Source organism: Burkholderia sp. Ac-20353 (assembly GCF_017104785.1).
Lineage (GTDB): Bacteria > Pseudomonadota > Gammaproteobacteria > Burkholderiales > Burkholderiaceae > Burkholderia.
The window spans coordinates 1-6,010 of record NZ_JAAGPL010000328.1; the positions used below are offsets into that span (position 1 = coordinate 1).

Annotated in this window: 5 protein-coding genes and 1 pseudogene; all 6 read right to left on the reverse strand. The window is 67.8% G+C overall.

Annotated elements, in window-relative coordinates; all coding sequences use genetic code 11:
• Positions 1-136 (reverse strand): annotated as a pseudogene (locus G3N94_RS39225) (metal-dependent hydrolase); the annotation flags it as partial.
• A 49-nt stretch (positions 137-185) separates the two neighbouring features.
• The gene (locus tag G3N94_RS39230; protein ID WP_205799573.1) at positions 186-950 is read right to left on the reverse strand and encodes a lysophospholipid acyltransferase family protein; all 765 of its coding nucleotides are present in this window, start codon (positions 948-950) and stop codon (positions 186-188) included.
• 43 nt (positions 951-993) lie between these two features.
• Positions 994-1,557 (reverse strand): D-glycero-beta-D-manno-heptose 1,7-bisphosphate 7-phosphatase, encoded by a 564-nt coding sequence (gene gmhB / locus G3N94_RS39235; protein ID WP_205799574.1) that lies wholly within the window; start codon positions 1,555-1,557, stop codon positions 994-996.
• A 10-nt stretch (positions 1,558-1,567) separates the two neighbouring features.
• The gene (glyS, locus tag G3N94_RS39240) at positions 1,568-3,667 is read right to left on the reverse strand and encodes a glycine--tRNA ligase subunit beta (protein ID WP_205799575.1); all 2,100 of its coding nucleotides are present in this window, start codon (positions 3,665-3,667) and stop codon (positions 1,568-1,570) included.
• A gap of 17 nt (positions 3,668-3,684) precedes the next feature.
• Positions 3,685-4,689, reverse strand: a complete 1,005-nt coding sequence (gene glyQ / locus G3N94_RS39245) for a glycine--tRNA ligase subunit alpha (RefSeq protein ID WP_205799576.1) — start codon at positions 4,687-4,689, stop codon at positions 3,685-3,687.
• 315 nt (positions 4,690-5,004) lie between these two features.
• Positions 5,005-6,010, reverse strand: a 1,006-nt coding sequence (lnt, locus tag G3N94_RS39250; protein ID WP_205799577.1) for an apolipoprotein N-acyltransferase, incomplete at its 5' end; no start/stop codon positions are given.

The following is a 6,010-nucleotide window of genomic DNA, read 5'->3' on the forward strand; positions in this document are numbered from 1 at the left end:
CCGGCGGAGTGGCGGGCGAGGCGGGCGTGGCAGGTGACGACGGTGCGGCGCCCGGCCCGTCGAAGAGCGGCAGATCCAGCTGGCGATGGTCGAGGGCCACGACAGCGGGTCGTGGCCGCGGGCGCTTCTTCTTCATCAGTTCGCTTCGTCTTGTCGTACGCAACAACGGATGCAACCCGGGTGAATCAGACACGCGCGGCATTGCGCTTTTCCGTACTGCCGGCCGCGCTGTACGCGTCCGGATCGATGCGACGCATTTCCGCTTCGATCCACGCTTCGACTCGCGAGTTCAATACGTCGGGCGTGAGGCCCGCGACATCGATCGGCTTGCCGATCGACAGCGTGACGGTGCCCGGGAATTTCGTGAACGAGTTGCGCGGCCACACGCGGCCTGCGTTGTGCGCGATCGGCACGACCTGCGCGCCCGCCTCGATCGCGAAGCGCGCGCCGCCCGTCTTGTACTTGCCCTGCTTGCCGACCGGCGTGCGCGTGCCTTCCGGGAACATGATCACCCACGCGCCTTCCGCGAGCCGCTTCTTGCCCTGGCGGATCACCGAGTCGAACGCGTGCTTGCCTTCCTTGCGGTTGATGTGGACCATGTGCAGCATCCCGAGCGCCCAGCCGAAGAACGGCACGTACAGCAGCTCGCGTTTGAACACGTAGCAGAGCGGCTTCGGCATCAGCGCCGGAAACGCGACCGTTTCCCACGCGGACTGGTGCTTCGACAGCAGCACCACCGGGCCGTCGGGCAGGTTTTCGTAGCCTTCGATCCGATAGCGGATGCCGTTCAGCCAGCGCGCGGCCCACAGCGTGGACTTGCACCAGCCGGCCGCCATCCAGTAGCGCGCGTCGGGGCGCAGGAACGGGAACGCGATGAAGCACGCGGTTGCGTACGGCACCGTGTACACGATGAAATAGATCAGCAGCAGCAGGGAACGGACAAAGCGCATCGGCGTGTGTCTGGCGTAAGGGAGGATGCGCGCGGCGGCCGCATCACTCGTGGTCGTTTGAAAGGAAATCGAGCGCGAACGCGCGCAGGTCGTCGTGCACCTTCGTGCCGGGCGGCAGGTTGCCCGCGGCGAGCGTCTTCTTGCCCTTGCCGGTCAGCACGAGATGCGGCCGGAACCCGAGCGCGACGCCGGCCTGCAGGTCGCGCAGCGAATCGCCGACGACGGGCGTGTGATCGGGATCGATCTCGAAGCGCTCGGCGATCATCTGCATCATGCCGGGCTTCGGCTTGCGGCAGTCGCAGTGGTCTTCCGCCGTGTGCGGGCAGAAGAACACCGCGTCGATGCGCGCGCCGACCGCGGCCGCCGCGCGATGCATCTTCAGATGCATCGCGTTGAGCGTGGCCATGTCGAACAGGCCGCGGCCGATACCGGACTGGTTGGTCGCGACGACCACGCGATACCCCGCGTGGTTGAGCCGGGCGATCGCCTCTAGGCTGCCGGGCAGCGGGATCCACTCGTCGGGCGTCTTGATGAACGCGTCCGAATCGACGTTGATCACGCCGTCCCGGTCGAGGACGACGAGCTTCCTGTTGGGACTGGTCGGCATCGTGCGGCCCTTATGCGGCGAGCTTCGAGATGTCCGCGACGCAGTTCATCTGCTGGTGCAGCGCGGCGAGCAGCGCGAGGCGGTTCGCCCGCAGCGCCGGATCGTCGGCGTTGACCATCACGCCGTCGAAGAACGCGTCGACCGGCGCGCGCAGCGCGGCGAGCGCCGACAGCGCGCCCGTGTACGCACGTGCCTCGAGCTGCGACTGCACGCGCGGCGTGACGGCCGCGAGCTGCTCGTGCAGCGCCTTCTCGGCCGCTTCGACGAACAGCGTCGGCTGCACTGCGCCGTTCGCGCCGCTTTCCGACTTCTTCAGGATGTTCGAGATCCGCTTGTTCGCGGCCGCGAGCGCTTCGGCTTCCGCGAGGCGCGTGAACTCGCGCACCGCGTCGAGGCGCGCGACAAGGTCGTCGACACGCGTCGGGTTCAGGCTCAGCACCGCATCGACTTCGCCCGCCGTATAGCCGCGCTCGCGCAGCAGGCCGCGCAGGCGGTCCATGAAGAACGCGAAGATCGCGTCGGTCGATTCGGCGACGTCCGGCACGGCAGCGAAGCGCGCGTATGCGATGCGCAGCAGCGACACGAGATCGAGCGGCAGCTGCTTCTCGAGCAGCACGCGCAGCACGCCGAGCGCGTGGCGGCGCAGCGCGAACGGATCCTTCTCGCCGGTCGGCGCGAGGCCGATGCCCCAGATTCCGACGATCGTCTCGAGCTTGTCGGCGAGCGCGACCGCGGTCGACACGGGGGTCGTCGGCAGCGCATCGCCCGAGAAGCGCGGCTGGTAGTGCTCGGTGCACGCGACGGCGACGTCGTCCGGCTCGCCGTCGTGGCGTGCGTAGTACGTGCCCATCGTGCCCTGCAGCTCCGGGAACTCGCCGACCATGTCGGTCAGCAGGTCGGCCTTCGCGAGGCGCGCGGCACGCTTCGCGTGCGCGACGTCGGCGCCGATCGCCGGCGCGATCTCGCCGGCCAGCACCTCGAGGCGCTCGACGCGCGCGAGCGCCGAGCCGAGCTTGTTGTGATAGACGACGTTCGCGAGCAGCGGTACGCGGTCGGCGAGCGGCTTCTTCTTGTCCTGCTCGAAGAAGAACTTCGCATCGGCGAGGCGCGGGCGCACGACGCGCTCGTTGCCTTCGATGATCTCGCCCGGCGTCTTCGTCTCGATGTTCGACACGATCAGGAAGCGCGAGCGCAGCTTGCCGGCGACGTCGGTCAGCGCGAAATACTTCTGGTTCGTCTGCATCGTCAGGATCAGGCATTCCTGCGGCACCTGCAGGAATTCGTCCTCGAAGCGGCACGGATAGACGACCGGCCATTCGACCAGCGACGTCACTTCGTCGAGCAGCGCGTCGGGCATCACGACGGTATCGCCGTTCGCGTGCTCGTTCAGCTGCGTGCGGATCGTTTCGCGGCGGTCGCCGAAGTGCGCGATCACGCGGCCCTTGTCGCGCAGCGTGTCGGCATACGCGCGCGCATGCTGGATCGCGACGAGGCCGTCGGACAGGAAGCGGTGGCCGAGCGTGGTGTCGCCGGCGTCGATGCCGAACGCGGTGACGGGCACGATGCGATCGTCGTGCAGCACCGTCAGGCGATGCACGGGGCGCACGAACTTCACGTCGGAGCCGTCCGGGCGCTGGTAGGTCATGAACTTCGGGATCGGCAGCTTCGCGAGCGTTTCGTCGAGCGCGGCCTGCAGCCCGTCGGCGAGCGTCGCGCCGGCGGCCGAATAGTTGACGAAGAACGCCTCGGCCTTGCCGTCCTGCGCGCGCTCGAGATCGGCGATCGACAGGTTCGGGTGGCCGAGCGCCGCGAGCTTCTTCGCGAGCGGTGCGGTGGGCTTGCCTTCCGCGTCGAGTGCGACCGACACGGGCAGGACCTTTTCACGGACCTGCTTTTCCGGTGCGACGGCGCGCACGTTCTGCACGACGACCGCCAGGCGGCGCGGCGTCGCGTAGCGTTCGAACACGAGTTCGCCGTCGACGAGGTCGCGTGCCGCGAGGCGTTGCGCGAGGCCTTCGGCGAAGGCATCGCCGAGGCGCGCGAGGGCCTTCGGCGGCAGCTCTTCGGTCAGCAGTTCGACGAGCAGGGGGGCGGATTGATTGTGCGTCATGATGTGAAGAAATCTCGTCAGACCTGATCGATGTTGCGTTCGACCTTGAGCGGCGGCACCCAGGCCGGCTGCGCGGCTTCCTGGGCATCCGAGGTGAGGCCCGGCACGCCCGGCGGATTGCCGAGCATCGGGAAGCCGAGCTTCTCGCGCGATTCGTAGTAAGCCTGTGCGACGAGACGCGACAGCGCGCGGATGCGGCCGATGTACGCCGCGCGTTCGGTGACCGAGATCGCGCCGCGTGCGTCGAGCAGGTTGAACGTGTGGCCGGCCTTCAGCACGAGTTCGTACGCGGGCAGCGCGAGCTGCGCGTCGATCATCTTCTTCGCTTCCGCTTCGTAGCTGTTGAAGAACGTGAACAGCAGGTCGACGTTCGCATGCTCGAAGTTGTAGGTCGACTGCTCGACCTCGTTCTGGTGGTAGACGTCGCCGTATGACAGGCGGCGCAGCTCGGGGCCGTTCGGGCCTTGCTCTTCCCACTCGGTCCACACGAGGTCGTACACGTTCTCGACCTTCTGCAGGTACATCGCGAGGCGCTCGAGACCGTACGTGATTTCGCCGAGCACGGGCTTGCACTCGAGGCCGCCGACTTCCTGGAAGTACGTGAACTGCGTGACTTCCATCCCGTTCAGCCACACTTCCCAGCCGAGGCCCCACGCGCCGAGCGTCGGGTTCTCCCAGTCGTCCTCGACGAAGCGCACGTCGTTCTGCTTCAGGTCGAAGCCGAGCGCTTCCAGCGAGCCGAGATAGAGATCGAGGATGTTCTCCGGCGCCGGCTTGAGCACGACCTGGTACTGGTAGTAGTGCTGCAGGCGGTTCGGGTTCTCGCCGTAGCGGCCGTCCTTCGGGCGGCGCGACGGCTGCACGTACGCGGCGCGCCACGGCTCGGGGCCGACCGCGCGCAGGAACGTGTGGACGTGCGACGTGCCTGCGCCGACTTCCATGTCGATGGGCTGCAGCAGGGCGCAACCCTGCTTGTCCCAGTAGGACTGCAATGTCAGGATGATTTGCTGAAACGTAAGCATGAAGAGCCTTCGTGGCGCGGGCGCTCCGTTGCGGGCGGCATCCCGGGCGGTGTCCGGGGGCGGCTCGCGCGGCGGCGCGGCTTGTTAGTGTGCTGAAACCCGTAATTTTACCGGATCGGCGGGGGGATGCGGCCGGAACGCGGCAAAGGGGCCTCGATGCCGCTCCGGCGTGCCGGCCTGCCGATCGTCGATCACTCCGCCGAGCTGGCGAGCTTCGACGACACGGCCGCATTCATCGGTGCGCTGGATCTCGTGATCGCGGTGGGCACGTCGGTCGCGCATCTGGCCGGCGCGCGAAGACTGAGGCCCGCCGCGTCACACCTGCCGGTCGCGGCGCGCCGGCTGGCCGTTGCGCCGGCGCAGCCCCGGCCCGAACGTGAACCCGAACGCGAGCAGCACGAACGACACCGTGAGCACGGTGGTGTTGCCGCTCGTCACATACGGCGTGAAGCCGCTCGTGCCTTCGATCCGCACGTCGAGCGAGCCGATCGTGAACGGCTTGAGCTGGCCGAGCACGCGGCCGTGCGCGTCGATCGCGGCCGTCATGCCGGTGTTGGTCGAGCGCAGCATCGGCCGGCCGGTCTCGAGCGCGCGCATCCGCGCGATCTGCAGGTGCTGGTCGAGCGCGATCGTGTCGCCGAACCACGCGAGGTTCGTCACGTTGACGAGCACGCCGGGCGGCTGCGGATTGTCACGAATCGTCGAGGCAATCTCCTCGCCGAAGATGTCCTCGTAACAGATGTCGGCCATCACCGGCTGGTTGCGCACGAAAAACGGCTTCTGCACGGGCGCGCCGCGCGCGAAATCGCCGAGCGGCATCTTCATCAGGTCGACGAACCAGCGGAAGCCCCACGGGATGAACTCGCCGAAGGGCACCAGATGGTGCTTGTCGTAGTGGTAGATATCGCGCGAATTCGGCGTCACGCCGTACAGGCTGTTCGTGTAGTCGACGTAGCGGCCGTCCTCGGTCACCGACGCGCCGACCGCGCCGAACAGCACCGACGAGCCCGTGTCGTCACTGAACTTGCGCACCGCGCGCGCGAACGGCTCGGGCAGCTCCTGGATCATCACCGCGATTGCCGTTTCCGGCGTGACGATCAGGTCGGCGGGCTTGTCGGTGATCATCTGCTGGTACATCTTGATCGCCGCGTCGATGCCGGCTTCCTCGAACTTGATGTCCTGCTTCACGTTGCCCTGCAGCAGCCGGACCGTCAGCGGCGCGTTCGCGGGGACGGTCCAGGCGGCCTGCGACAGCGCGAGGCCGACCGCCACCAGCGCGACGGCGACGCCGGCCGGCGCCGCGATGCGCACGCGCGGATTG

What these genes read in the sequence shown, in the direction of transcription:
- G3N94_RS39230 (WP_205799573.1), bottom strand. Translation starts at nt 950, where the DNA reads ATGCGCTTTGTCCGTTCCCTGCTGCTGCTGATCTATTTCATCGTGTAC.
- gmhB (WP_205799574.1), bottom strand. Translation starts at nt 1,557, where the DNA reads ATGCCGACCAGTCCCAACAGGAAGCTCGTCGTCCTCGACCGGGACGGC.
- glyS (WP_205799575.1), bottom strand. Translation starts at nt 3,667, where the DNA reads ATGACGCACAATCAATCCGCCCCCCTGCTCGTCGAACTGCTGACCGAA.
- glyQ (WP_205799576.1), bottom strand. Translation starts at nt 4,689, where the DNA reads ATGCTTACGTTTCAGCAAATCATCCTGACATTGCAGTCCTACTGGGAC.